The following is a 26212-nucleotide window of genomic DNA, read 5'->3' as shown; positions in this document are numbered from 1 at the left end:
GCCCGGCTCCACAACCTGGCCCTCACCAGATAACTCACGCCCCATACGGGACAACCTCTAGCGTCCATCGGGTCGTTCGCGGGGTGAGAAATGGGGACTGTTGCGCATGACCACCACGGCAAGAGGCAAGGGCGCCACGGTCTGGCTGACCGGGCTGCCGAGCGCGGGCAAGACCACGATCGCCCGTCTGCTCGGTGACCGGCTCAAGGCCGAGGGACACCGCGTGGAGATCCTCGACGGCGACGAGATCCGGCGCTTCCTCATCGCGGGCCTGGGCTTCTCACGGGCGGACCGCAACACCAATGTGCAGCGCATCGGCCTGGTCTCGGAGGTCCTCGCGCGCAACGGCGTCCTGTCCGTCGTCCCGGTCATCGCGCCCTACGCCGACAGCCGCGAGGCCGTCCGCAGGCGGCACGCGGCGAGCGGGACGCCGTACATCGAGGTGCATGTGGCGACGCCGGTCGAGGTGTGCGGCGAGCGGGACGTCAAGGGGCTGTACGCCAGACAGGCCGCGGGCCACCTGTCCGGGCTGACCGGCGTCGACGCCCCGTACGAGCCGCCGCTGGACCCGTCGCTCGTGCTTGCCACACAGTTCCAGACGCCCGAGGAGTCGAGTGCCGCCGTGTATGCCGTGCTGGCGGAACGGGGGTTGGTGTGACGGGTCCGCCCTCTCCCGCCTGAAGCAGGGATGGTCGACCTCAACTGCTGAGCGTCAGCCGGGGCTTGGGGGCGTCCGTACGTCCGGTCTGCGGTCGGCGGCTCCCCGCCCGGTACGGGGCGGGCCACTCGACGCCCGGCCCGGCGTACCCCTGCTCGGCCGCCGCGTGCAGCGTCCAGTGCGGGTCGTACAGGTGTGGACGGGCGAGGGCGCACAGGTCAGTGCGGCCCGCCAGGATCAGGGAGTTGACGTCGTCCCAGGACGAGATCGCGCCGACCGCGATCACCGGCAGGCCGGTGGCATGACGGATCCGGTCCGCGTACGGCGTCTGGTACGACCGCCCGAACTCCGGCTGCTCGTCGGCCACGACCTGACCGGTCGACACGTCGATCGCGTCCGCGCCGTGCGCGGCGAAGGCGCGGGCGATCTCGACGGCGTCCTCGGCATTCGTGCCGCCCTCGGCCCAGTCGGTGGCGGAGATACGGACGGTCATGGGCCGCTCCTGCGGCCAGACGCTCCGTACGGCGTCGAAGACCTCCAGCGGGAAGCGGAGTCGTTTCTCCAGGGAGCCGCCGTAGGCGTCCGTGCGGAGGTTGGTGAGGGGGGAGAGGAAGCCGGAGAGCAGATAGCCGTGCGCGCAGTGCAGTTCGAGGAGGTCGAAGCCGGCGCGGGCGGCGCGCCAGGCGGCGGCCGTGAACTGTTCGCGGATGTCGGTGAGTTGGGAGCGGCTCAGTTCGCGCGGGGTCTGGCTGTACGGCTTGTAGGGGATCGGGGAAGGCGCCACGAGCGGCCAGTTGCCGTCGTCCAGGGGCTCGTCCATGCCGTCCCACATCAGTTTGGTGGAGCCCTTGCGTCCGCTGTGCCCGAGTTGGACGCCGATCGCGGTGCCGGGTGCCTGGGCGTGCACGAACTGGACGATGCGCTTCCAGGACTCGGCCTGTCGGCCGGTGTAGAGGCCGGTGCAGCCGGGGGTGATGCGTCCCTCGGGGCTGACGCACACCATCTCGGTCATCACCAGACCGGCACCGCCGAGGGCGCGGGAGCCGAGGTGGACGAGGTGGAAGTCGCCGGGGACGCCGTCGGTGGCCGAGTACATGTCCATCGGGGAGACGACGACACGGTTGCGCAGGGTCAGGCCGCGCAGCCGGAACGGGGTGAACATCGGGGGCGTGCCGGGCGGGCAGCCGAACTCGCGCTCCACGGCCTCGGTGAAGCGGGCGTCGCGCAGGCGCAGATTGTCATGGGTGACGCGGCGGCTGCGGGTGAGCAGGTTGAAGGCGAACTGGCGGGGCGGCTGGTCGAGGTAGAGGCCGAGGTTCTCGAACCACTCCAGGCTGGCGCGGGCGGCACGCTGCGTGGAGGCGACGACCGGCTTGCGCTCCTCCTCGTACGCAGCCAACGCCCGCTCCAGGGAGGGCTGTTCCTCCAGACAGGCGGCGAGGGCGAGGGCGTCCTCGACGGCCAGTTTGGTGCCGGAGCCGATGGAGAAGTGGGCGGTGTGGGCGGCGTCGCCAAGCAGCACGATGTTGCCGTGCGACCAGTGCTCGTTCACCACGGTGCGGAAGGTGGTCCAGGCCGACTTGTTGGACTTCAGAGGGCGTCCCTGCAGGGCCTCGGCGAAGATCTTGGCGCAGCGCTCGACGGAGCTCTGCTCGTCCAGTTCCGCGAACCCGGCCGCCTGCCAGACCTCTTCCCGCATCTCGACGATGACGGTGGAGGCGTCGGCCGCGTACGGATAGCCGTGCAGCTGCATCACGCCGTGCTCGGTCTCGGCGATCTCGAAGCGGAAGGATTCGAAGGCGAAGTCCGCGGCGAGCCAGATGTAGCGGCAGTGGTGTTCGGCCACATGGGGGCGGAACACATGCGTGTAGGCCTCGCGGGTGGTGCTGTGCACACCGTCTGCGGCAATGACGAGGTCGTAGGTCTCGGCCAGCCAGGCGGGGTAGGGGGCCTCGGTCTGGAAGCGGAGTTCTACGCCCAGGTCTCGGCAGCGGTCGTGGAGGATTTCGAGGAGGCGTTTCCTGCCGAGGGCCGCGAAGCCGTGGCCTCCGGAGGTGTGGTGGGTGTTTCTGTGGACGATGTCGATGTCGTCCCAGCGGGTGAAGTGTGTTTGGAGGGCCTCGTAGACGACGGGGTCGGCGTGCTCGATGCCGCCGAGGGTCTCGTCGGAGAGGACCACTCCGAAGCCGAAGGTGTCGTCGGGGGCGTTGCGTTCCCAGACGGTGACCTCGCGGTCGGGGTCGAGGCGTTTCAGCAGGGCGGCGGCGTAGAGGCCGCCGGGGCCGCCACCGATGATTGCTACTCGTAGGGGGAGGCCTGTCGCCATTGGCTGCATGATCACCGCCCCCTCCATTTGGGAGGGCGCTTCTCGCTGAACGCCGCGTGGAATTCCGCGTAGTCCTCGCCGTTCATCAGCAATGCCTGCGTCGACGCATCCATCTCCACCGCCGCCGCCAGCGGCATGTCCAGCTCGGCCGTCAGCAGTGCCTTTGTCTGGGCGTACGCCAGTGCTGGGCCGTCGGCCAGGCGGTGGGCCAGGGTCTGGGCGGCCTCGTCCACCCGCCCCTCGTCCGTCAGTTCGCTGATGAGCCCGATGCGCTCGGCCTCGGGCGCCCGCACCGGCTCCCCCAGCATCAGCAACCGGGTCGCGTGGCCGAGGCCGACCACCCTCGGCAGCAGATACGCCGCGCCCATGTCGCCGCCCGACAGGCCGACCCGGGTGAAGAGGAAGGCGAAGCGGGCGGTGGGGTCGGCGACGCGGAAGTCGGCCGCGAGGGCCAGTACGGCACCTGCCCCGGCCGCCACCCCGTGCACCGCCGCGATCACCGGGAACGGGCACTCCCGTACCGCCCGCACGACCTGCCCGGTCATCCGGTTGAAGTCGAGGAGCTGGGCGGTGTCCATGGACAGGGTGGCGCCGATGATCTCGTCGACGTCCCCGCCGGAGCAGAAACCGCGGCCCTCGCCGGCCAGCACCAGGGCCCGTACCGCCTTCTCCCTGGACAGCTCGGCGAGCAGATCGCGCAGGTCGGCGTAGGCGCCGAAGGTGAGCGCGTTGAGTTTCTCGGGGCGGGCGAGGGTGACGGTGACGACGCCGTCGACGTACTCGACCCGCAGATGCTTCCACTCCGGGGTGCGGGCGGCGGAGCCGGTGAAGGGACTCATGACGTGCGGCCTCCTGGGGCGGACGGCGCGGGCACTGCCTCATTGAGCTGAGGCGATCCGATCCGATCTGAGCTCTACCCTCCGAGCTCTACCCTTCGAAGCTATCACTCAACTTTGACTGTCGTCACGGTCGCGCGATAACCCGATCGGGTGTGACCCGGCCCCGTCACATCCGTCACGGCTCGTCGACACCCGCGTAACGGCGGGATCAGCCGCGCGCGGCCGGCCGTTCATCTGGGTAAGCCGCCCAGCAGTCGGGTCCGAAGGTCCCGAACGGCGCCCGCCGAGCGCTTCCGCGGGGTGGCGCCGTACCATTCATAAGGTTGAAAGCAGGACAGCCTGCTCATGAACGGACCCGCCTTGCACGATCGCTCCCCAGCCTCCGCCTCCTGGCGTATCGCGCTGCCGCACACCACCGCGGCCGTGCCCGTGGCCCGCGCGGTGGTCCGTACGGCGCTGGCGGAGCTGGACCATGCCACCGACTGCGACACGGCGGAGCTGCTCACGGCCGAGCTGGTCGCGAACGCCGTGGAGCACACCGCGGGGAACGGCCCGATAGAGCTCGTCGTGGAGCTGCTGCCCTCCGGCTGCCAGGTCGAGGTGCACGACCCGGACCCGGCACCGCCGGGCGATCTGACCAAGCCGAGCGGCGCCGACCCCGACCCCTGGCAGGAGCACGGGCGGGGCCTGCTGCTGATCCGCGCCCTGAGCTCGTCCTGCGGCCACCGGCCGACCGACTCGGGCAAGGCGGTGTGGTTCAGACTGCCGACGGTGCCGGCTCAACGCCGCCCGCTGTGACCCCCTAGGCCCGGCCGGCCCGGCCCAGCGTGGCGACCAGCACCGCCTTGATCGTGTGCATCCGGTTCTCCGCCTCGTCGAAGACCACCGAGTACTCCGACTCGAAGACCTCGTCCGTGACCTCCAGCGACCGAAGCCCATGGCTGGCGAAGATGTCGAGACCGACCTTCGTGCCCAGGTCGTGGAAGGCCGGCAGGCAGTGCAGGAACTTCACGTCCGGGTTCTCGGTGGCACGCAGCACGTCCATGGTCACCGCGTAGGAGCCGAGCGCAGTGATCCGCTCGTCCCACACCTCCTTCGGCTCCCCCATGGACACCCACACATCGGTGGCGACGAAGTCGGCGCCCCGCACGCCCTCGGCGACATCGGAGGTCAGCGCGATCACGGCCCCGCTGTCCTCCGCGATCTTGCGGGCCTTGGCCACGATGTCGTCACTGGGCCAGTACGCCTCGGGCGCGACGATCCGCACATCCATGCCGAGCAGCGCACCGGTGATCAGATACGAGTTCCCCATGTTGAAGCGGGCGTCGCCGAGATAGGCGAAGGCGATCTCCTTGAGCGGCTTGCGGCTGTGCTCGGTCATCGTGAGCACGTCGGCCAGCATCTGGGTGGGGTGCCAGTCGTCGGTGAGCCCGTTGAACACCGGCACACCGGCGTACGCCGCCAGCTCCTCCACCTTGGCCTGGCTGTCCCCGCGGTACTCGATGCCGTCGTACATCCGCCCGAGCACACGCGCGGTGTCCTTCACGGACTCCTTGTGCCCTATCTGCGAGCCGGACGGGTCGAGGTACGTCGTCGAGGCGCCCTGGTCCGCGGCCGCGACCTCGAACGCGCAGCGGGTACGCGTCGAGGTCTTCTCGAAGATCAACGCGATGTTCCTGCCCCGCAGGTACTGCGTCTCGGCCCCGGCCTTCTTCGCGGCCTTCAGCTCGGCGGCCAGCTCGACCAGCCCGAGGAACTCCCGCTCGGTGAAGTCGAGCTCCTTGAGGAAGTGGCGCCCGGCGAGGGCGGTCGGGACGGTCGCCATGGGGCGCTCCAGAGGTACGGGTACAGCAGCCGACAGGAACCCTGGAAGTCTATACGAACTTCAGAATTAATATACGGGCAGGCATGCATGCGGCATGCATGCGGCATGCGTACGCCATTGCCGCAGGCCATCGCAGGCCATTAACGCACAGGCGCCCGCTCGACGGGACAGCTCATACACCGCGGACCCCCTCTCCCCCGCCCCAGCTCACTGCCGGGGATCTCGATCACTTCGATGCCCTGTTTGCGCAGATGCGTGTTGGTGGTGGAGTTCCGCTCATAGGCGACGACCACACCGGGCTCGACCGCGAGGACGTTGCATCCGTCGTCCCACTGCTCGCGCTCGGCGGCGTGGACGTCCTGGGTGGCGGTCAGGACGCGGATCTCGCTGAGCCCGAGCGCGGCGGCGATCGCGCGGTGCATGTGCTCCGGCGGATGGTCGGTGACCTTCAGCTCCTTGTCGCCGGCGCCGGGCTCGATCGTGTAGGAGCGGAGCATGCCGAGCCCGGCGTACTGGGTGAAGACATCGCCGTCGACCATCGTCATCACGGTGTCGAGGTGCATCAGGGCGCGCCGTTTCGGCATGTCGAGGGCCACGATCGTCTGGGCCGACCCGGCGGCGAACAGCTTGTGCGCGAGCATCTCGACGGCCTGGGGGGTCGTCCGCTCACTCATGCCGATGAGGACCGCGCCGCTGCCGATCACCAGGACGTCGCCGCCCTCGATGGTGGAGGGGTAGTCGGACTGACCCTCCGACCAGACGTGGAACGTTTCGTCACGGAACAGGGGATGGTGCCGGTAGATCGCCTCGAAGTGGACCGTCTCGCGCTGCCGCGCCGGCCAGCGCATGGCATTCACGGACACACCGTCGTAGATCCAGGCGGAGGTGTCGCGGGTGAAGAGGTGATTGGGCAGGGGCGCGAGAAGGAAGTCGTCGAGCTCCATGACATGGAAGCGCACGGAGGTCGGCTCGGGATGCGCCTCCAGGAACTCCCTTTTGGTCATGCCGCCGACGAGGGCCTCGGCCAGTTCGGGCGAGGGCAGGCCCTCGAAGGCCGCACGGAGGTGGTCGGTGGCGAGCACCCCGTACTCCTTCTCGTCGAAGACCCGGTCGAGGACGAGCTTCCTGGCCGCCGGGATCTCCAGGGCCTCGGTGAGCAGATCGCCGAACAGGTGGACGATGACTCCGCGGTCGCGCAGTACGTCCGCGAACCCGTCGTGCTCGGCGCGTGCCCGCCGCACCCACAGCACGTCGTCGAAGAGCAGGGCGTCCTTGTTGCTGGGGGTGAGCCTTTTGAGCTCCAGATCGGGCCGGTGCAGTATGACGCGGCGCAGCCGCCCGGCCTCGGAGTCGACATGGAATGCCATGCCTCCATCCTGACCATCGAGGGCCGCGTTCACCCCCCACTTGCCGCCATCTTCTTTTCGTCCCCTTGACGACAACCGTCACCCCTGATTATCGTCTACATGACGAGAAAGAGGGGCTCCATGGCCGACATCACCCGGCGCCTGGGCTGGCGCCATCTGCGCGGCGCGCCCACGGCGCACATCCGCCACCACCGCGGCACCAGGCTGCTGCACGACGGCCCCGGGCTCAGCTTCTGGTTCCGGGCGCTGACCGCCGCGATCTCCGAAGTGCCGGTCGACGACCGGGAGTTGGCGATGACCTTCCATGCCCGTACGTCCGACTTCCAGGACGTGGCCGTGCAGGCGACCGTCACCTACCGGATCAGCGACCCGGCCGTCGCCGCCGCCCGCCTCGACTTCTCGATCGACCCGGACACCGGCGCCTGGCGCGCCGCACCCCTGGAACAGCTCGGCACCCTGCTCACCGAGACGGCACAGCAGCACGCGCTGGACGTCCTGTCCCGTACCACGCTCGCGGCCGCCCTGGTCGACGGTGTGACGGCGGTAAGGGAGCGGATCGCGGCCGGCCTCGGCTCGGAGCCCCGGCTCCCCGCGACCGGCATCGAGGTGGTCGCCGTACGGGTCGTCGCGCTGCGCCCGGAGCCGGAGGTGGAGCGGGCGCTGCGCACCCCGGCGCGCGAGCAGATCCAGCAGGAGGCGGACCGGGCGACGTACGAGCGCCGTGCCGTGGCCGTCGAGCGGGAGCGCGCGATCGCCGAGAACGAACTGGCCAGCCAGATCGAACTCGCCCGCCGCGAGGAGCAGTTGGTGGACCAGCGGGGTACGAACGCCCGCCGGGAGGCCGAGGAGCACGCCGCCGCCGACGCGGTGAAGGCCGAGGCGGAGGCCGCACGGACGGTACGGCTGGCAGAAGCCGAGGCCACGAGGTCCGTACGGCTGGCCAAGGCCGAGGCCGAGGGGGCGCGTGAGGTCGGTGAGGCGCGGGCCCAGGCCCAGGCTGCCTGGCTGCGGGTGCACGCGGAGGTGGATGTGGCGACGCTGCACGCCCTGACCGGGACGCGGCTCGCGGAGAACCTGCCGCGGATCGACAGCGTCACGGTGTCGCCGGATGTGCTGACCGGGCTGCTCAGCAGGCTGGGAGCGCGGGAGTGAGCCTCGCCCCGCGGGTCGTCCTGGTCCATCGCACCACGGAGTACGAGGAGTTGGTGGCCCGGCACGGCACGCACGGCCAGGCCGCCTTCTTCCTCTCCTCCCGGGGCCGTGACATCGAGGAGGTCGCCGAGCGCCATCGCCGCGACCAGCGGGCGCTGACGGAGGTGACCTCGGCGATCCCGCTGACCTGGCGTCGGACCCGGGTGGAGCGGGCCGATCTGGACAGGTTCCTGTTCGCGCCGGAGGACGTGGTGGTCGTGGTCGGGCAGGACGGCCTGGTCGCGAACGTGGCGAAGTACCTCGCCGGACAGCCGGTGCTCGGCATCGACACCGACCCCGGCCGCAACCCCGGCGTCCTGGTGCGCCACCGTCCCGCGGACGCCGCCGGACTGCTGGCCTCCGCGCAATCCGGAAGCGGCACCTGCGACGAACTCACCATGGTCGAGGCCGTCGCCGACGACACACAGCGCCTCGTCGCGCTGAACGAGATCTACCTGGGCGCCGCCGGACATCGGACGGCCCGATACCGCCTGGGCCTGGAGGACGACGGGGGTGTCGTCGAGGCCCAGGCTTCGTCCGGGGTGATCGTCGGAACCGGGACGGGGGCGACCGGCTGGCTCCGGTCGGTGTGGCAGGAGCGGGGCGGAGGGGGAGGGCGGCTGCGGCTGCCCTCCCCCACGGAGGAACGCCTGCTGTGGTTCGTACGGGAGGCCTGGCCGTCCCCGGCCACCGGTACCTCACTGGTGGCCGGGGAACTCGCCGCCGACAACCGTCTCCGGCTCACCGTCGAGTCCGAGCGGCTGGTCGCCTTCGGGGACGGGATGGAGACGGACGCGGTCGAGCTGACCTGGGGGCAGACGGTCCGGGTCGGCGTGTGCCGGGACCGGCTGCGCCTGCTCGACTGACCGTCAGAGCCGGGGGTCCACCGGCTCCGACTCCAGCGCCAGCACCCCGAACACCGCCTCGTGCACCCGCCACAGCGGCTCGCCCTCCGCCAGCCGGTCCAGGGCCTCAAGACCCAGCGCGTACTCGCGGACGGCGAGGGACCGCTTGTGGTTGAGGAACCGCTTCCGCAGCCGGGCGAGGTTGTCGGGGCGCGTGTACTCCGGACCGTAGATGATCCGCAGATACTCGCGGCCCCGGCACTTGATGCCGGGCTGCACCAGACGGCCCTGCTCTCCCCCACTCTCGGCTTCGCTCGAGCGGGGGGACCCCCATCGCACCACCGCGCCGAGCGGCTTGACGACCATGCCCTCGCCGCCGCGGCCCGTCATCTCCAGCCACCAGTCGACGCCGGCCTGCACCGACTCCGGGTCGCCGGTGTCGACGTAGAGCCGCCGGGTGGTCTGGAGCAGACCGCTGCCGTCGTGCTCCACCAGCCGGTCGAGGAGCGCGAGCTGCTCGTCGTGCGGGAGCCCGGTGAGGCTGCGGCCCTGGACCGCCAGGATCTGGAACGGGGCGAGGCGTACGCCGTCGAGGCCGTCCGTGGTCCAGCAGTAGCGGCGGTACGCCTCCGTGAACGCGGCGGCGTCCGAGGCCCGTTCGCGCTGGCGCGCCAGCAGGTCCGAGACGTCGATGCCCCGTGCCGCCGCGCCCTCCAGCGCGGCCAGCGCACCCGGGAACACGGCCCCGGAGGCGGCGCCGACCGCCGCGTACTGCGAGCGCAGCAGCCCCGACGCCTTCAGGGACCACGGCATCAGCTCGGCGTCCAGCAGCAGCCAGTCTGTCTCCAGCTCGTCCCAGAGCCCGGCCTCGCCGGCCGCCGTACGGATCCGGTCGAGGATCGTCTCCGTGACCGACTCGTCGTCGAAGAACGGGCGCCCGGTGCGGGTGTACAGCGACCCGGTCGGACCGTCCACCCCGAACCTCTTGCGCGCCGCCTCCGCGTCCCGGCACACCAGGGCCACGGCCCGCGAACCCATGTGCTTCTCCTCGCACACGACCCGCTCGACGCCGTCCTCCTTGTACTGCGCGAAGGCCTCCGCCGGGTGCTCCAGATAGCCCTCGATGTGCGAGGTCGCCGTCGGCGCCATGGTCGGCGGGAGGTACGGCAGCAGCCGCGGGTCGACCGCGAAGCGGCTCATGACCTCCAGTGCCGCAGCAGCGTTCTCCTCACGGACCGCGACCCGGCCCTGGTGCCGGGTCTCCACGGCCCTGCGGCCGTGCACATCCGCCAGGTCGAGCGGCCGGCCGTCGTGTCCGCCGGGCGCCTCGGTGCGCAGCGGCTTCGTCGGCTCGTACCAGACCTGCTCCGCCGGTACGTCGACGAGCTCGCGCTCCGGCCAGCGCAGCGCGGTCAGCTCGCCGCCGAAGACGGCGCCCGTGTCCAGGCAGATCGTGTTGTTGAGCCATGTGGCCTCCGGCACCGGAGTGTGGCCGTACACCACGGCCGCCCGGCCCCGGTAGTCCTCCGCCCACGGGTAGCGCACCGGCAGCCCGAACTCGTCGGTCTCACCGGTGGTGTCGCCGTACAGCGCGTGCGAGCGGACCCGCCCCGATGTACGGCCGTGGTACTTCTCCGGCAGACCGGCGTGGCAGACGACGAGGCGTCCGCCGTCGAGGACGTAGTGGCTGACGAGCCCGTCGATGAACTCCCGGACCTCCGCGCGGAACTCCTCGCTCTCGGTCTCCATCTGCTCGATGGTCTCGGCGAGTCCGTGGGTGTGCTGGACCTTGCGGCCCTTGAGGAAGCGGCCGTACTTGTTCTCGTGGTTGCCCGGCACGCACAGCGCCTGCCCCGACTTCACCATCGACATCACGCGCCGCAGCACACCCGGGCTGTCCGGGCCGCGGTCGACGAGGTCGCCCACGAAGACGGCGGTACGTCCGTCCGGGTGCACGCCGTCGACGTAGCCCAACTTGCCGAGCAGCGCCTCCAGTTCGGACGCGCAGCCATGGATGTCGCCGACGATGTCGAAGGGGCCGGTGAGGTGGGTGAGGTCGTTGAAGCGCTTCTCGGTGACGACCGTGGCGTTCTCCACGTCCTCCACCCCGCGCAGGATGTGGACCTTGCGGAAGCCCTCGCGCTCCAGGCGCCGGACCGACCGGCGCAGTTCGCGGATGTGTCGCTGGATGACCCGGCGGGGCATGTCGGCCCGGTCGGTGCGGGCGGCGTTGCGCTCGGCGCAGACCTCCTCCGGCACATCGAGCACGATGGCGATGGGCAGCACGTCGTACTGCTTGGCCAGCTCGATCAGCTGCCGCCGGGAGTCCTGCTGCACGCTGGTGGCGTCGACGACCGTACGGCGGCCGGCGGCCAGGCGCTTGCCCGCGATGTAGTGCAGGACGTCGAAGGCGTCGCGGGTCGCGCCCTGGTCGTTCTCGTCGTCGGAGACCAGGCCGCGGCAGAAGTCGGAGGAGATCACCTCGGTGGGCTTGAAGTTCCGGCGGGCGAAGGTCGACTTGCCGGAGCCGGAGGCGCCGACGAGCACGACGAGGGAGAGATCGGTGACGGGCAGGACCCGCCCGTTCGTCGACTGGTTCATGCTGCCTTCGCCTCCTTCTCGTCGTTGACATCCCTCAGGAATACGGCCATCTGCGTCGGCGGCCCCACCTCGGGGTCGTCGAGCCCCACGGGCACGAACTCCACGCCGTACCCATGCCGTTCGGCGACCGCCTCCGCCCACGCGCGGAACTCCTCGCGCGTCCACTCGAAGCGGTGGTCGCCATGCCGTACATGCCCGGCGGGGAGGGTCTCCCAGCGGACGTTGTACTCGACGTTCGGGGTGGTCACGAGCACTGTCCTCGGGCGGGCGGCGCCGAACACCGCGTACTCCAGGGCGGGCAGCCGGGGCAGGTCGAGGTGCTCGATGACCTCGCTGAGCACAGCGGCGTCGTAGCCCGCGAGCCGCTTGTCGGTGTAGGCGAGGGAGCCCTGGAAGAGCTTCACGCGCGAGGCCTGCCGCTCGCCCATCCGGTCCAGCTTCAGCCGACGGCCGGCGATGGTGAGCGCCCGCATCGACACATCCACGCCCACGATCTCGGTGAACGCAGGGTCCTTGAGCAGCGCCTGCACCAACTGCCCCTGTCCGCAGCCGAGGTCGAGCACACGCGCGGCACCGGACGCCTTCAGCGCGGTGATGATCGCGTCCCGGCGCTGCACGGCGAGCGGGGTCGGCTTCTCCTCCGTCTCGCTCTCCGCCTCGACGGCGTTGTCGATGTCCTCGACCTCGCTGTCGTCGGCCTCCGCGAGCCGCACCAGTTCGAGCCGCTCCATCGCCTCACGGGTCAGCGACCAGCGGCGCGACAGATAGCGGCTGGTGATCAGCTTGTGCTCCGGGTGGCCAGGCAGCCAGCCCTCACCGGCCCGCAGCAGCTTGTCGACCTCGTCGGAGGCGACCCAGTAGTGCTTGGCGTCGTCGAGGACGGGAAGCAGGACATAGAGGTGGCGCAGGGCTTCGGCCAGGGTGAGGGACTCCGACTCCAGGACGAGGCTCACATACCGCGAGTCGCCCCACTCGGGGAACTGCACGTCCAGCGGCACGGGCTCGACGGTCACCGCCCAGCCCAGCGGCTCGAAGAGTCGCCGTACCAGCTCCGGGCCGCCCCTCGCGGGCAGCGCGGGCACCTCGATGCGCAGCGGCAGCGGCTCTGCGGCGCGCTCCGGGCGGGCGTGGCACACGCCGCGCATCGCGCTGGAGAACACCGCGCTGAGGGCTACCGCGAGCAGCGAGGACGCGGCGTACGGCCGGTCGTTGACGTACTGCGCGAGTGCCGCGTCGGGCGCGCCGCCCCGGCCCTTGCCCTTGCCGCGCCTCACCAGCGCGACCGCGTCGACCTCCAGGAGCAGCGCGGCGGTGCAGCGCTCGGCGTCCGCCTCCGGGTAGAGGACATGTGCCTTGCCGTAGGAGGTGGAGAACGCCTGTGATTTCTCGGGATGCTTGTGGAGCAGGAAGCCGAGATCGGTTGCGGGGCGTTCTGGACTGCCGGTGGTGGTGAGGGTCAGGAACACGGTGGGTGGCCTTGGAGTAGTGGTCTGAACTGCGGATACGCACACGGTACCGAGCGGGGATCGGCGGCACGCATAAATTTTCGCTAACCTCCCGACCGTCCGGGCGTTCGAACGTCGTACGGCTGAGCGCCCACGCATGTCCACCAGCGGAGGCCCCACGTGACAGACGCCGGACGGCGTACGACCCCCCTCGACACCAGCAAGCCGCATTCGGCCCGCATGTACGACTACTTCCTGGGCGGGAAGGACAACTACCCCGTCGACGCGGAGGCGGCGGAGCAGGTGGTCGGCCTGTTCCCCGCGGTACGGGAGATGGCGCGGACCAACCGCTGGTTCATGCACCGCGCCTCACGGCTGCTGGCCGAGCGGGGTGTCCGTCAGTTCCTCGACATCGGCACCGGGATCCCGACCGAGCCGAACCTCCATCAGATCGTGCAGGGCATCGCTCCCGATGCCCGTGTCGTGTACGCCGACAACGATCCGATCGTCCTGCGCCATGCCGAGGCCCTGCTGCACAGCACCCGCGAGGGGAGGACGGCGTATGTCCACGGCGATGTGCGGGAGCCGGGAGAGATCCTCGCGGCGGCGCGGCAGACCCTCGACTTCACCCGGCCGGTCGCACTGTCCCTCGTGGCGCTGCTGCATCTGGTGCCGGACGAGGACGAGCCGGGCCGGATCGTGCGTGAGCTGCTCGAAACCCTCGCGCCGGGCAGCTACTTGACGCTGTCGCACGCGACGGGGGACTTCGATCCGGAGACCTGGGAGCGCGTCGTCGAGGTGTACCGCAGGGGCGGCACCCCCGCGCAGGTGCGCTCACGCGAGGAGTTCGCCGGCTTCTTCTCGGGCCTCGATCTGCTGGACCCCGGCCTGACCCTCGCCGCGCTGTGGCACCCCGAGCTCGGTGAGCGGCACGGCGGCGAGGAGATACCGCTGTACGCGGGGGTCGCACGCAAGCGGTGACGGGCGCAGGACGGCGCGCCCGTCCGGCGGATCGCATGCCGGACGGGCCCAGCGGCGTCCTACGACAGCTGGGACTGGACCTGGGAGGAGATCAGCTCCAGGTGGTCCAGGTCCGCCAGGTCCAGGACCTGGAGGTAGATCCGCTGCGAGCCGATCTCCTGGTAGCGGCCGATCTTGTCGACGACCTCGGCCGGGGAGCCTGCCAGGCCGTTGACCTTCAGCTCGTCGACCTCACGGCCGATCGCGGCGGCGCGGCGGGCGATCTCCTGGTCGTCCTTGCCCACGCACACGACCAGGGCGTTGGAGTAGACGAGGTCGTCGCCCTTGCGGCCGGTCTCCTCGGCGGCGGCCCGCACCCTGCCGAACTGCCGCTCGCTGTCCTCGATCGAGGCGAACGGCATATTGAACTCGTCGGCGTACTTGCCGGCCAGCCGAGGCGTACGGGTGGCGCCGTGGCCGCCGATGAGCACCGGGATGCGGGCCTGGGCGGGCTTGGGCAGGGCGGGCGAGCCGGTGAGGTCGTAGTGGGTGCCGTGGAAGTCGAAGGTCTGGCCGGGCTCGGTCGCCCACAGCCCGGTGACGATGGCGAGCTGCTCCTCCAGACGCCCGAACTTCTCCTTCGGGAAGGGGATGCCGTACGCCTTGTGCTCCTCCTCGAACCAGCCCGCGCCGAGGCCCAGTTCGACCCGGCCGCCGGACATCTGGTCGACCTGGGCTACCTGGATGGCGAGCACGCCGGGCAGCCGGAACGTGCCGGCGGTCATCAGGGTGCCGAGGCGGATCCGCTTGGTCTCCCGGGCGAGTCCGGCGAGGGTGATCCAGGCGTCGGTGGGGCCGGGAAGACCGTCCCCGGAACCCATCTTCAGGTAATGGTCGGAGCGGAAGAACGCGTCGAAGCCAAGGTCCTCGGTGGCCTTCGCCACGCGGAGCAAGGTGTCGTAGGTGGCCCCCTGCTGGGGCTCGGTGAAGATGCGAAGATCCATGTCTCCATCCTGCACGCCGCGACGCCGCTCGGCCGCACCGGTCCCCCTGCCCCCGACGGCCCCGGTCGGGTGAATTCCGTCAACGCCGCGGTCGCCGTCACCCCGGGCCAGTGACCGGCCCCGACGGTGATCGTTGGCTCGATCGGAGCCGGACCGCCCGGCGCCCGCGCCCGGTCGTCAACGCCGGGGCGTCACCGTGTCGGCCCACTGCCACTGGAGGGCCGGAGGCCCGAGGAGGCCGTCATGTCCGAGGAACCCATGCCACAGCAGAGCGGCGGCACCGGCCGTCCGAAGGGGCTGCTCCAGCAGATGGAGGAGCTGATGGCAGCGCTCAACGCGGACCTGTCGGCCCTGGACGCGGACCTGCAACGGCCTCCGGCACCGCAGGGGGAGAGCGAGGTCGGCTGACACGATCCTCGGCGTCACGACTCGGGGGCCTGCGGCGCCGGCCCGGTCCCCTACCCCGCCTCCCGCTCCGCCAGCACCTGATCCCGGTCCGCCAGTCTGCGCAGCATCTCCCGCACGCGGTCCCGGGACTCGTCCGCCGCGTCGATGGCCTCCATGCACTGCCAGTACGTCGCCTCGTCGTCCGCGGCGCTGGCGATGCCGACGAGGGCTATCCCGACCTCTCCCAGCAGGCTGCCCAGCTGCATCAGGGCGGGGCGCGCGTCGCCCAGCTCCGTGAGCTGGGCCGCGCGTAACTCCCCGTCCGCGAGGTCCGGTGTGTCCAACACGCCGCACCCGCGCCCGGCGAGCTCGGTCAACCCCAGGGCCTCGCCGCGCAGTTCAGGTGGTCCGAAGACCGCGAGTCTGCTCCCTATCGCCTGAGCCAGGGCCTGCGCCTGCCACACCTCGGTCATGGTTTCCGGCGCGCCCCCGCTGCCCGCCAGCGCACGCCTGCTAGTCACGATGAGCCGCACCGCGTCCATCCGCAGTCCCCGTCTGTCGCGACGCGCTGCCCACGCGTCCGCCCGAACTCCCTTGTTCACTACCCAGCGTGAAGGGCCTTGAGACGAAAAGCCAGAGGAAGACGGAAATCTCTGGACAACTTTTCGGTTGCAGTCAGCTGAATGAACACGGAGCGTGAAAGCGGATGGTGCCCTTCCAGGGCTCTTCCAGGGCCTTCCGAGTCCGTTCCGATCGGTTTCCACCGTCGAACGCCGTGCGCCCCCCACCCCGTCTACGGCGCCGGGAAGCGTCGTTCGTTGCGGTCGATCTTCGCGTCCAGCGCGGCCAGCGCGTCGATCCCGAGCACCTCGCACAGCTGCAGCAGATACGCCAGCACATCGGCGACCTCGTCCGTCACCCGCGCCGCGGTGTCCGCGTCGGCCATGACCCGGGCCGACTCCTCCGGCGTCAACCACTGGAAGATCTCGACGAGTTCGGACGCCTCGACGCTCAGCGCGGCGGCGAGGTTCTTCGGCGTGTGATACGGCTGCCAGTTGCGCGCGGCGGCGAACTCGGCCAGCCTGCGCTGGAGTCCCGCCACATCAAGGGGTTCGGTCACGGCTCCAGGTGTACCACCGTCACCCCGGGCACCCCCGCCACCCCCGACGCGTCGCTCACGGCCCCGACCACCCGGATGTGCCCCCGCTCGCACATCCGCGCCGCCAGCGAGGCCAGTTCCCGGCGCTGCACCGGATCCAGCGCCCGGTCGACCCCGTCGGCCATGACGGTCAGCGTCTGCATGGCCTCGGGCACCTCTCCCGCCTGCTCGACCTCCAGCACCCCGGGCCCGGTCAGCAGCACCAGCGACAGCGCGAGATACCGCAGCTCACCGTCCCCGAGCCGGCCGAGCCCGGTGCGCACACCGTCGCCCCGGTCGAGCACGCCCCGGACCGTGCCGTCCGCCAGCAGCTCGGCGACCACATCAGCCACGGCACCCGAGCAGCCCGCCCGCGCGGCGGCCACGAGCTGCGCGTACCGCTGACCGCACTCGGCCCGCGTCCGCCACAGCACATCGGCCAGGTTGCCGCAGTCGCCGAGCAACCGCCCGGACCCGAGCGGCACCGCGGCGCGCATCAGCTCGGGCCGCGGATCGCAGGCGAAGACGGAGCGCAGCGCCACCACCATCTGCTCGGCGGCGGCGAGCACCCGCCGCTGTCCGTCCGTGCGGCCGGCCACCCGCAGCGGCAGCAGCGCGGTGCCGAGCCGGTCGTCGGGCAGTGGCGCCCGGGTCACCGGCGACTGCCCGGCCGTGTGCCAGGCGGCCTGCACGAAGGGCCGGCTCGGGTCGCGCAGGGCCGTCTCCAGCAGCACGACTCCCGCGGAGCTCAACCGCTCCCCGACGATGCGCAGTTCGGGCTCGGCCTGCACGGCGACATCGAGCCGTACGGGACCTTCGGGGCCCTCGGCCGTGCAGCCGATGCGGAAGCCGCGCCGCCGTTGCGCGTCGGGCCTCGCCCGCTCCGGGACGTACGCCACCGGGTCCGGGAACACCTCCCCGACCCCGGCGCCCGCGCCGAGCCGGGCCAGTGCCTCGTAGGCCCGCAGGGCGTTCGTCTTGCCGCATCCGCTGGGCCCGGCCAGGAGCGTGCACGCCCCCAGCGGGAAGGCGGCCCGCCGGTGCCCGGCGAACGCGGAGAGCCGCAGTTCGGTGAGCCGTGGCCGGCAGGGTGGCGCGTCACCGTCCGCGGGGCCCGCCGTACGGGACGGCTCACCCCCGCGGTGTTCCCGCGGCGGAAGGGACACGGCACCGGAGACACACGACACGCCCATGTCGGGACCGTAGGCCCCCTGCCGCCGGGCGAACCGTTCCGCCCAGCGGCCCTTCCTACGATCGAGCGAGCGCCTCAGGTGCCCGGTACGCCGGCGCTCTCCATCAAGCCGCTCACCTCGGTGCCGGGCGGGGTCAGCAGGAAGACGTTCCGGTCCACCCGGTGCATCCCGCTCGCCAGGCCGAAGACCACGCCGGTGCTGAAGTCCAGGACGCGCTTGGCGACCTCGGTCTCCGCGCCGGTCAGGTCCAGCAGCACCGGGATGCCCGCCATCAGCGTCTCGGCGACGTCACGGGCGTCCCCGAACACATTGACCCGCAGGACGACGAAGCGGCGCCGGGGCTCGGTCTCCGCTTCCGGCATCGCGCGATGGTCCACCGCGGACGGCCACGCGTCCCGGCCGCGCAACGGAACCACCTGGGCGAGCCCTTCCCACTGCTCATCGGTGACGTCGTAGCGGTTCACCGGCTCCCCCCGAAATCGCTCGCCTTCATTGCCTGCACCAGCCAATTCTTACGCCAAGTCACCCGTTCGGCCCAACAGCGACACGGACCGCGACAGTCAGATCCCCTCACATCGCGCCACGGGCGGCTGTGTGGCCGACGTAACTCCTCATGATCGAGCCGTGTGACATCGACGTAATGGGCGATTCGTACGCTCTGGGCATCGCTGTAGGCAGGAGAAAGGCACGGTGTGACCTCCACCACCCCCACCACACAGGTGCGCTCCGTCTGCTCCTACTGCGGAGTGGGCTGCGGCATCGTGCTCGATGTGGGGATGGGCCCCGACGGCCGCCGTACGGTGCTGAAGGCCTCCGGCGACAAGGCGCACCCGGCGAACGCGGGCCGGCTGTGCACCAAGGGGGCGACCACGGCCGAGATGCTCTCCGCGCCCGGCCGGCTGACCACCGCGCTGGTCCGGGACGACCGGGGCGAGGAGCCGGTCCCGGTTCCCATGGCGGACGCGATCGCGGAGACCGCCCGCCGACTGCGCGCGATCATCGACGAGCACGGCCCGGACGCCGTCGCCTTCTATGTCTCCGGGCAGATGAGCCTGGAGGCGCAGTACCTGACGAACAAGCTGGCCAAGGGGTTCGTCCGGACCAATCAGATCGAGTCGAACTCGCGGCTGTGCATGGCCAGCGCCGGGGCCGGTTACAAGCTGTCGCTGGGCGCCGACGGGCCGCCCGGGTCGTACGACGACTTCGAGCGCGCCGATGTCTTCCTCGTCATCGGGTCGAACATGGCCGACTGCCACCCGATCCTCTTCCTGCGGATGATGGAGCGGGTCAAGGCGGGCGCGAAGCTGATCGTCGTCGACCCCCGGCGGACCGCCACCGCCGCCAAGGCCGATCTGTTTCTGCAGGTCAAGCCCGGTACCGACCTGGCGCTGCTCAACGGCCTCCTCCACCTTCTCGTCGCGGACGGCCACACCGACCCCGCCTTCATCGCCGCCCACACCGAGGGCTGGGAGGTGATGGAGGGGTTCCTCGCCGACTACGCGCCCGCCGCCGTCGCCGAGATCACCGGGCTCGCCGAGGACGACATCCGCGCCGCCGCCCGGCTGATCGGCGAGGCGGGCGAGTGGATGAGCTGCTGGACGATGGGCCTCAACCAGTCCACGCACGGCACCTGGAACACGAACGCCCTGGTCAACCTGCATCTGGCGACGGGTGCCATCTGCCGGCCGGGCTCCGGGCCCTTCTCCCTGACCGGCCAGCCGAATGCCATGGGCGGGCGCGAGATGGGCTACATGGGCCCGGGGCTGCCGGGGCAGCGGTCCGTCCTCGTCGACGCCGAGCGCGCCTTCGTCGAGGAGCTGTGGGAGCTGCCGCCGGGCACCCTGCGCGCCGACGGCGTCGGCAAGGGCACCGTGGAGATGTTCCGGAAGATGGCCGACGGCGAGATCAAGGCCTGCTGGATCATCTGCACCAACCCCGTCGCCTCGGTCGCCAACCGCCGTACGGTCATCGAGGGCCTGGAGGCCGCCGAGTTCGTCGTCACCCAGGACGTCTTCGGCGAGACCGAGACCAACGCGTACGCCGATGTCGTACTGCCCGGCGCGATGTGGACCGAGGGCGAGGGCGTCTTCGTCAACAGCGAGCGCAACCTCACGCTGACCCGGCCCGTGGCCGATCCGCCGGGCGAGGCGATGGCGGACTGGCGGATCATCGCGGCCGTCGCCCGGGCGATGGGGTACGAGAAGGGGTTCTCGTACGACAGTGCCGAGGACGTCTTCGAGGAGATACGGCGGGCCTGGAACCCGGTGACCGGCTGGGATCTGCGCGGGGTGACCTATGAACGGCTGCGGGCCACGCCCGTGCAGTGGCCGGCCGCGGAGGTGGCGGGGCCCGAGCGCAATCCGATCCGGTACGTCGATGAGGGCGGGGTGCTGCGGTTTCCGACCGCGAGCGGGCGAGCCGTCTTTCACGCCCGTCCGCACATGCCGGCCGCCGAGCTGCCGGACGACGACTATCCCTTCGTACTCAACACCGGGCGGGTGCAGCACCAGTGGCACACGCTGACCAAGACGGGGAGGGTCGCCAAGCTCAACAAGCTGAATCCGGGGCCGTTCGTGGAGGTGCATCCGGAGGACGCGCGGGAGCTGGGGATCGCCGACGGGGACCGGGTGGAGGTCGCCTCGCGGCGGGGGCGGGCGGTGCTGCCGGCCGTCGTGACCGACCGGGTGCGGCCGGGGGGCTGTTTCGCGCCGTTCCACTGGAACGATCTGTTCGGGGAGTATCTGAGCGTCAACGCGGTGACGAGCGACGCGGTGGATCCGGTCTCCTTCCAGCCGGAGTTCAAGGTGTGCGCGGTGTCGCTGGCGAAGGTCCATGAGCCGGTGCCGGTGGAGCCCGCCCAGGTGATCGCGCCGACCGCCGGTCCCTTCGGGCTCGCCCCCGCCCCGCCGCCCGTCCTGACCGCTCAGGAACGCCTCTACCTCACCGGATTCCTCGCCGGCATCGAGACCGGCGCGCCCGGCGTCCCCGTCCTGCCGCCGGACGCGCCCTTCAGCCCCGAGCACGCGATGTGGGTCAACGGCGTCCTCGCCGGCATGTACTCGCGGTCGGCGGCGGAACCGGCCCGGCCGCCCGGCCGTGACATCGTCGTGCTGTGGGCCTCGCAGACCGGCAACGCCGAGGAGTTCGCGGGCGCCACCGCCCAGCGGCTCGGCGCCGCCGGGCACCGGGCCTCCGTGCTCGGCATGGACGAGGCCGACGTCGGCACCCTCGCCCGCACGGCCGACCTGCTCTTCATCACCAGCACCTTCGGCGACGGCGACGCCCCCGACAACGGCTCCGGCCTGTGGGACACGCTGTCCGAGGAAGGGGCGCCACGGCTGGACGGGGTGCGGTACGCAGTGCTCGCCTTCGGCGACTCCTCGTACGACGACTTCTGCGGGCACGGGCGGCGCCTCGACGCCCGGCTGGACGAACTGGGCGCGGTGCGCCTCGCTCCGCGCACGGACTGCGAACCGGACTACGAGCCGTCCGCGGGGGCGTGGCTCGACCAGGTCGTCACGGCGCTGGCCGGCGGCACGAACACCCCGGCTGTCGAGAAACCGCGGGCCAGGGCCAAGCCCGCCCCCAGCACCGCCCGCCTGGTCGGCAACCGGCTGCTGAGCCGTCCCGGCGCGGGCAAGGAGGTGCGCCGCTTCACCTTCGACACCGGCGGGACCTCGCTGACGTACGAGGCGGGCGACGCGCTCGGCGTGCGGCCCGTCAACTCGCCCGCGCTGGTGGAGGAGTGGCTCGCGGTGACCGGCGTCGACGGGGCGACGGCGGTGGACGTGGACGGTGTGGGCGCGGTGCCGTTCGCCGAGGCCCTGCACCGGCACCTGGACATCACGCGGATCACCCCGGACCTGCTGCGCTTCGTCACCGAACGCGTCCGGGACGACCGTGCGCTGCGCCGGCTGCTGCGGCCCGACAACAAGGACGGTCTCGCGCAGTGGAGTTGGGGACGGCAGGCCGTGGACGTCCTCGCCGAGCACCCGGTGCGGGCGGGCGCCGAGGAGTGGGCCGGGGTACTGCGGAAGCTCCAGCCGCGGCTGTACTCCATATCGTCCAGCCCGCTGGTAGACCCGCACAGCGTCTCGCTCACGGTCTCCGTCGTGCGGTACGAGAACCTGCGCGGCCGCCCGCGCGGCGGGGTCTGCTCGCCGTTCCTCGCCGACGCCGGACCGGACGCCGAGGTGCCGGTCTTCGTGCAGCGCTCCCCCGGCTTCCGGCCGCCCGCCGACGCCTCGACGCCGATGGTGATGGTCGGCCCGGGCACGGGCGTCGCCCCCTTCGTCGGCTTCCTCCAGGAGCGGCGCGCGCTCGGGCACCCGGCGCCCAACTGGCTGTTCTTCGGCGAGCAGCACCGGGCGAGCGACTTCTACTACGAGGAGGAGCTGACCGCGCTGCGGGACGAGGGCGTCCTCACCCGCCTCGACACGGCCTTCTCCCGCGACCAGCGCAACAAGGTGTACGTCCAGGACCGGATGCGCGAGCACGGCCCGGAGCTGTGGCGGTGGCTGCAGGACGGCGCCCACTTCTACGTCTGCGGGGACGCCTCGCGCATGGCCAAGGACGTGGACCGGGCGCTCAGGGACATCGCGGTCGCGCACGGCGGGCTCGACGAGACCGAGGCGTCGGCGTATCTGAAACAGCTGGCGGCGGCGAAACGGTACGTCCGCGATGTCTACTGACGGTTCTTCTCACCCGTCTCACACCGGACTCTTCACCTACCCCACCACCCCGCTCACCAGCGCTGATTACCGTCCGGTGGCGTGCAGTCGGCAGAACAGCAGAAGGTGGCGCCGATCCGGTGGACGCAGCCGTCGGCCCCCGAACCGCCCGCCCAGTGGCACCGCATCCTGACCCTCCTCGCGGACGTCAGCCTCTTCATCGGCACCCGCGCGATCTGGACGTCGGCGGCCAGTCACCGTCTCGTCGTGGCCGCCGTCATCTCGGCCTGCTACGCCTCGATCCTGATCTGCGGTGTGCTGGCGCTGGTCGTGCGGCGGGCGCGGTCGCTGGCCCGCCTCGACCTGTGCGTCCTGGTGACCGGGGTGACACTGACGCTGTGCGCGTGGGCGATGCACCACGGCGGCAGCGACGAGTCGATCCTCACCACGCAGGCCGCCCGTGAACTGGTCGCCGGGCACCCCGTCTACGGGCAGCCGTGGCCCTGGCTCTTCGGCCATGGCGTCGCCCTCACCCCGACCGTCACGGGCGGCTACGACTTCACGTACGGCTATCCGCCCCTGGCCCCGCTGCTGACGGCGCCGCTGCTGTGGCTGGGGCACGGGGCGCTGCCCGCGACCGCGGTGAGCACGGCGGCCCTGCTGGCCGGCACCGTCGCCCTGTGGCGCATGCTGCCCACGCCATGGCGCTCGGCGGCGACCATGGCGTGCCTCGGCTTCGGGTTCCTGCCGTCGTACGGCCGGCTCGGCTACCCGGCGATCGTGGCGCTCGCCCTGCTGATACCGGTGGTGGTGCGGTGGCCGCGGATCGGGCGGGGCGGGCGGCTCGGCGCCGGCGGGCTGGCCCGGGCGGCGTGTCTGGGGGCGGCGTGTGCGGCGCAGCAACTGCCCTGGTTCGTCGCGCCGTTCCTGCTGGCCGGGATCTACGCCGTACGGCGCGGGGAGCTGGGGGCGCGGGCGGCGGGGTCGGTGGTGGCGCGGGTGGCCGGTACCGCAGGGCTCGTATGGCTGCTGCTCAACACCTACTTCGTCGTGAGCGAGCCGGGCACCTGGGTGCGGGGCATAGCGCTGCCGCTGACGCAGGGTGCGGTGATCCACGGGCAGGGCGTGGTCGGCGTCTCCCTGTACTTCACGGACGGCAGCGACCGGCTCGACTGGTACGGGCACGCGAGCATGCTGCTGGCCGCGGGGCTGTTGGCCCTGTTCGTGCTGTTCGTACGGCGGTTGGGGCCGACGGCGACCGTGCTGCCGTGGTGCGCGTTCTTCGTGGCGACGCGCTCCCAGGACGGCTACTACCTGATGATGACGCCGCTGTGGCTGGCGGCGGCGGTCACCGCGCCAGCGTCGGAGTTCGCCGCCGCCTGGGAGCCTCGCCCGAGGGTGCTGGACCGGCGTCCGGCGCGGATCGCGGCGGTCGCGCTGGTGCTCGCACCGGCGTTGGGGAGCACGCTGTGGGCGGTGACGGGCACGCCGCCGCTCGCCATGCGGGTGGCGTCGGTGCGGCGGGCGACGGCGACGGCCGTGTCCCGCCTCGGTGTCGAGGTCACCAACACGGGCGCCGCCACCCTCGCGCCCCACTTCTCGCTCACCACGGGCCAGGGGATGAGCCAGTACTGGACGGTCGTACGCGGCCCCGCCGAGCTGCCCGCCCACGCGACGGCACGCTATGAACTCCGGCCTCCGGCGGGGCGGTTCGTCCTGCCCCGCCCTGGTGTACGGATCCGGCTGCGGGCCTTCACGGCCGTACCGCAGACGCTGTCGAGCGCCGACGTCAGGCTGTGGCCGTCCGGGTGAAACGGAGGGTGGTGGCGACCGTGGTGAGGCCTCGTATCATGCCGAGCTGGTTCCAGCCCATGGCGAACTGCTCGCGGTCCACGGTGAATTCGGCGTCCAGGGTGAGCGACCGGTCGTCCGCGCCGACGAGGCGGGCGGTGACGGACTTGGCGCGGCTGATGCCCCGGACGGTGAGCTGACCGACGACATGCACCTCGTCGCCGTCGCGCAGCTCGGCGCTGCGGACCGCGAAGGTGATCTCGGGGTGGTTGGCGGCGTCGAAGAAGTCGGCGGAGCGCAGATGCTCGTCGCGCTTGGCGTTGCGGGTGTCGAGGGAGGCCGCGTCCAGGGTGATGGTGCCCACGGCGGAGCCGTCGGGCCGCACCTCACCCTTGCCGTTGACGGCGGCGAAGGTGCCCTTCACGGTGACCAGGCCCCAGAACGTCTTGTGCCGGACGGCGACGGTGGAGGCGACGGTGTCGAGCTGCCAGGTTCCGGTTTCGACGGCGACGGTCATGATCGTTCACTCCTGGGCGAGTCTGCGAGTCTGTAGTCCAAATTTGGATGACACCACGCTAGTCGCTACTCCAAATTTGAACAACAGATACACTCGAATTCATGGCCGACCTCTCCGACTGCCCATCCGCCTCCGGCGACGGACTCCTGCCCGTCGAGCTCCACGCCTGGATGCTGATGCTGGCCGCGACCGGAGCGGTCGAGCAGGAGCTGCGCGGCGTCGTCAAGGAACGGCTGGACGTCTCGCACGACGAATTCCTGGTCCTGTGCCTGCTCGCCGCCGACCCGGGCCAGGCGCTGCGCATGACGCGGATCGCCGAGCTCCTCGGCCGCCCCAAGACCCGCCTCACCTACCAGATCGCCTGCCTCCAGCACGCGGGCCTGGTCACCCGCAAGTCGGTCTGCGGGGACAAGCGGGGCGTCGAGGTCGCCCTCACCGAGAAGGCCCGCGGCCTGCTCAAGGAGGCCTCCGGGGTCCTCGCCGAGACGGTCAAGGAGGCGCTGGCCCGGTTCATGGGGCCGAACCAGCACCAGGCGATGTGCGCGCTCATGCCGGACTTCGATCAGGCGGCCGGCGCCCCGTCGAGCACCTCCACCCGGCCGGTGTCGAGCGAGTAGTAGGCGCTGACGACGGCCAGGCCGCCCTTCTTCACGAGCGGGGCGAGCGCGGGGTCGCGGCGCAGACCGGTCGCCGTCTGCCTGGCGTGGACGCGGATCATGGCGTCCACCGGGTCGGCGTGCTTCGCCTTGGCTATGACGTCGTACGCCGGCCGCACGGCCTCGGCGATCGACTGCAGGTCGCCCGGCAGCGGCTTGCGCTCCTTGAGTGCCTTGTACGCCGCCTTGACCGCGCCGCAGCGCTGGTGGCCGAGGACGAGGATCAGCGGGGTTCCCGAGGTGACCGGCCCGTACTCGATGGATCCGGTGACCACGGGGGCGACCACCTGGCCGCCGGTGCGTATCGCGAACAGGTCGCCTATGCCGGTGTCGAAGACCATCTCCGGCGGGACCCGGGAGTCGATGCAGGAGACCACGACGCCGTACGGGTCCTGCTCCTCGTCGACGGCCTCACGCCGGCCGACGCTCTGGTTGGGGCGCTGGAGCGAGCCCTTCACCCAGCGCGCGTTGCCCTCCAGCAGCCGGGCGAGCGCCGCGGACGGGGTGGCGGGCGGTGCGCTCATGGACGCCGAGGGAGTCGCGGCCCCCAGCGCCGACGCCTTCGGGGTCGCACCGCTGTCCGTCTTCGTCGAACACCCCGTGATCACGGCCGCGGTGGCCACGAGCCCTCCGGTGAGAACGGCTCGGCGCTGCGGTTGCGAAACACTGACCATGGCACGCTTCCCTTCAGATGTTTCCCCTGGTGGGGCGGGTGGTGCCACTGTTTCGAAACAGCGGTTAAAGGGTGTTGCACAAGGCTGTGTTCGGGCAGGTCAGGGCGTGTGATCGCGGTCTTCTG

The 26212-nt window shown here is 71.3% G+C and carries 22 protein-coding genes; 9 read left to right on the top strand and 13 right to left on the bottom strand.

Going from position 1 to position 26212, the window contains the following annotated elements; all coding sequences use genetic code 11:
* Nucleotides 1–106 precede the first annotated feature (106 nt).
* Nucleotides 107–658, top strand: coding sequence for an adenylyl-sulfate kinase (cysC, locus tag IE325_RS45385; protein WP_190076095.1), 552 nt, complete (start codon nt 107–109; stop codon nt 656–658).
* Between the two features lie 40 nt (nt 659–698).
* Here the strand turns inward: cysC and IE325_RS45380 are convergent, their stop codons facing one another.
* Entirely contained in the window at nt 699–2984 is a 2286-nt protein-coding gene (locus tag IE325_RS45380) for a bifunctional salicylyl-CoA 5-hydroxylase/oxidoreductase (protein WP_190076094.1), read from the bottom strand.
* Nucleotides 2985–2995: 11 nt separating this feature from the next.
* The gene (locus IE325_RS45375) at nt 2996–3823 is read right to left on the bottom strand and encodes an enoyl-CoA hydratase family protein (protein ID WP_190076093.1); all 828 of its coding nucleotides are present in this window, start codon (nt 3821–3823) and stop codon (nt 2996–2998) included.
* 345 nt (nt 3824–4168) lie between these two features.
* Here IE325_RS45375 and IE325_RS45370 point away from each other — a divergent pair, with 345 nt between their 5' ends.
* The gene (locus IE325_RS45370; protein ID WP_190076092.1) at nt 4169–4621 is read left to right on the top strand and encodes an ATP-binding protein; all 453 of its coding nucleotides are present in this window, start codon (nt 4169–4171) and stop codon (nt 4619–4621) included.
* Nucleotides 4622–4625: 4 nt separating this feature from the next.
* On the opposite strand, the gene argF is transcribed toward IE325_RS45370, so the two are convergent.
* Both argF and IE325_RS45360 read right to left on the bottom strand, forming a co-directional pair.
* A complete protein-coding gene (argF, locus tag IE325_RS45365) occupies nt 4626–5648 on the bottom strand; it encodes an ornithine carbamoyltransferase (RefSeq protein ID WP_190076091.1) in 1023 nt (340 codons plus the stop codon).
* 140 nt (nt 5649–5788) lie between these two features.
* A complete protein-coding gene (locus tag IE325_RS45360; protein ID WP_190076090.1) occupies nt 5789–7015 on the bottom strand; it encodes an arginine deiminase in 1227 nt (408 codons plus the stop codon).
* Between the two features lie 120 nt (nt 7016–7135).
* Here IE325_RS45360 and IE325_RS45355 point away from each other — a divergent pair, with 120 nt between their 5' ends.
* Together IE325_RS45355 and IE325_RS45350 are read left to right on the top strand one after the other, a co-directional pair.
* A complete protein-coding gene (locus IE325_RS45355; protein ID WP_190076096.1) occupies nt 7136–8167 on the top strand; it encodes an SPFH domain-containing protein in 1032 nt (343 codons plus the stop codon).
* Nucleotides 8164–9072, top strand: a complete 909-nt coding sequence (locus IE325_RS45350; protein ID WP_190076089.1) for an NAD(+)/NADH kinase — start codon at nt 8164–8166, stop codon at nt 9070–9072. Before IE325_RS45355 ends, IE325_RS45350 begins: the two co-directional genes overlap by 4 nt.
* A 3-nt stretch (nt 9073–9075) precedes the next feature.
* Here IE325_RS45350 and IE325_RS45345 read toward each other — a convergent pair whose 3' ends face one another.
* Complete coding sequence (locus IE325_RS45345) at nt 9076–11652, bottom strand: polynucleotide kinase-phosphatase (protein ID WP_190076088.1); 2577 nt, start codon at nt 11650–11652, stop codon at nt 9076–9078.
* Nucleotides 11649–13118 carry a 3' terminal RNA ribose 2'-O-methyltransferase Hen1 gene (locus IE325_RS45340; RefSeq protein WP_190076087.1) on the bottom strand — a complete coding sequence of 490 codons (1470 nt, stop codon included), beginning with the start codon at nt 13116–13118 and terminating at the stop codon, nt 11649–11651. Before IE325_RS45340 ends, IE325_RS45345 begins: the two co-directional genes overlap by 4 nt.
* A gap of 159 nt (nt 13119–13277) precedes the next feature.
* Here IE325_RS45340 and IE325_RS45335 point away from each other — a divergent pair, with 159 nt between their 5' ends.
* Complete coding sequence (locus IE325_RS45335; RefSeq protein ID WP_190076086.1) at nt 13278–14078, top strand: SAM-dependent methyltransferase; 801 nt, start codon at nt 13278–13280, stop codon at nt 14076–14078.
* 59 nt (nt 14079–14137) lie between these two features.
* Here IE325_RS45335 and IE325_RS45330 read toward each other — a convergent pair whose 3' ends face one another.
* Nucleotides 14138–15061 (bottom strand): LLM class F420-dependent oxidoreductase, encoded by a 924-nt coding sequence (locus tag IE325_RS45330; RefSeq protein ID WP_190076085.1) that lies wholly within the window; start codon nt 15059–15061, stop codon nt 14138–14140.
* A gap of 243 nt (nt 15062–15304) precedes the next feature.
* Between IE325_RS45330 and IE325_RS45325 the strand changes: the two genes are divergently transcribed.
* Entirely contained in the window at nt 15305–15469 is a 165-nt protein-coding gene (locus IE325_RS45325) for a hypothetical protein (RefSeq protein ID WP_190076084.1), read from the top strand.
* Between the two features lie 50 nt (nt 15470–15519).
* On the opposite strand, the gene IE325_RS45320 is transcribed toward IE325_RS45325, so the two are convergent.
* The 4 genes from IE325_RS45320 to IE325_RS45305 all read right to left on the bottom strand — a co-directional run bounded on the left by IE325_RS45320 (nt 15520) and on the right by IE325_RS45305 (nt 18243).
* Entirely contained in the window at nt 15520–15990 is a 471-nt protein-coding gene (locus IE325_RS45320; RefSeq protein WP_190076083.1) for a DUF6099 family protein, read from the bottom strand.
* Between the two features lie 251 nt (nt 15991–16241).
* Entirely contained in the window at nt 16242–16568 is a 327-nt protein-coding gene (locus IE325_RS45315; protein ID WP_190076082.1) for a nucleotide pyrophosphohydrolase, read from the bottom strand.
* The gene (locus IE325_RS45310) at nt 16565–17779 is read right to left on the bottom strand and encodes an AAA family ATPase (protein WP_190076081.1); all 1215 of its coding nucleotides are present in this window, start codon (nt 17777–17779) and stop codon (nt 16565–16567) included. Before IE325_RS45310 ends, IE325_RS45315 begins: the two co-directional genes overlap by 4 nt.
* A gap of 74 nt (nt 17780–17853) precedes the next feature.
* Nucleotides 17854–18243, bottom strand: coding sequence for a cell division protein SepF (locus tag IE325_RS45305; protein ID WP_190076080.1), 390 nt, complete (start codon nt 18241–18243; stop codon nt 17854–17856).
* Nucleotides 18244–18471: 228 nt separating this feature from the next.
* Between IE325_RS45305 and IE325_RS45300 the strand changes: the two genes are divergently transcribed.
* Both IE325_RS45300 and IE325_RS45295 read left to right on the top strand, forming a co-directional pair.
* Nucleotides 18472–22470, top strand: coding sequence for a bifunctional nitrate reductase/sulfite reductase flavoprotein subunit alpha (locus IE325_RS45300; protein WP_190076079.1), 3999 nt, complete (start codon nt 18472–18474; stop codon nt 22468–22470).
* 81 nt (nt 22471–22551) lie between these two features.
* Entirely contained in the window at nt 22552–24261 is a 1710-nt protein-coding gene (locus IE325_RS45295) for a hypothetical protein (protein WP_190076078.1), read from the top strand.
* Here the strand turns inward: IE325_RS45295 and IE325_RS45290 are convergent.
* Nucleotides 24239–24757, bottom strand: a complete 519-nt coding sequence (locus IE325_RS45290) for a YceI family protein (protein WP_190076077.1) — start codon at nt 24755–24757, stop codon at nt 24239–24241. The genes IE325_RS45295 and IE325_RS45290 overlap by 23 nt on opposite strands.
* A 101-nt stretch (nt 24758–24858) precedes the next feature.
* Between IE325_RS45290 and IE325_RS45285 the strand changes: the two genes are divergently transcribed.
* Complete coding sequence (locus tag IE325_RS45285) at nt 24859–25374, top strand: MarR family winged helix-turn-helix transcriptional regulator (protein ID WP_190076076.1); 516 nt, start codon at nt 24859–24861, stop codon at nt 25372–25374.
* Here IE325_RS45285 and IE325_RS45280 read toward each other — a convergent pair.
* A complete protein-coding gene (locus IE325_RS45280) occupies nt 25320–26087 on the bottom strand; it encodes a carbonic anhydrase (RefSeq protein ID WP_190076075.1) in 768 nt (255 codons plus the stop codon). The genes IE325_RS45285 and IE325_RS45280 overlap by 55 nt on opposite strands.
* Nucleotides 26088–26212 lie beyond the last annotated feature (125 nt).

It is taken from the genome of Streptomyces lanatus (genome assembly GCF_014655715.1).
Taxonomy (GTDB): domain Bacteria; phylum Actinomycetota; class Actinomycetes; order Streptomycetales; family Streptomycetaceae; genus Streptomyces; species Streptomyces lanatus.
This window is presented reverse-complemented; position numbering and strand designations above follow the sequence as displayed.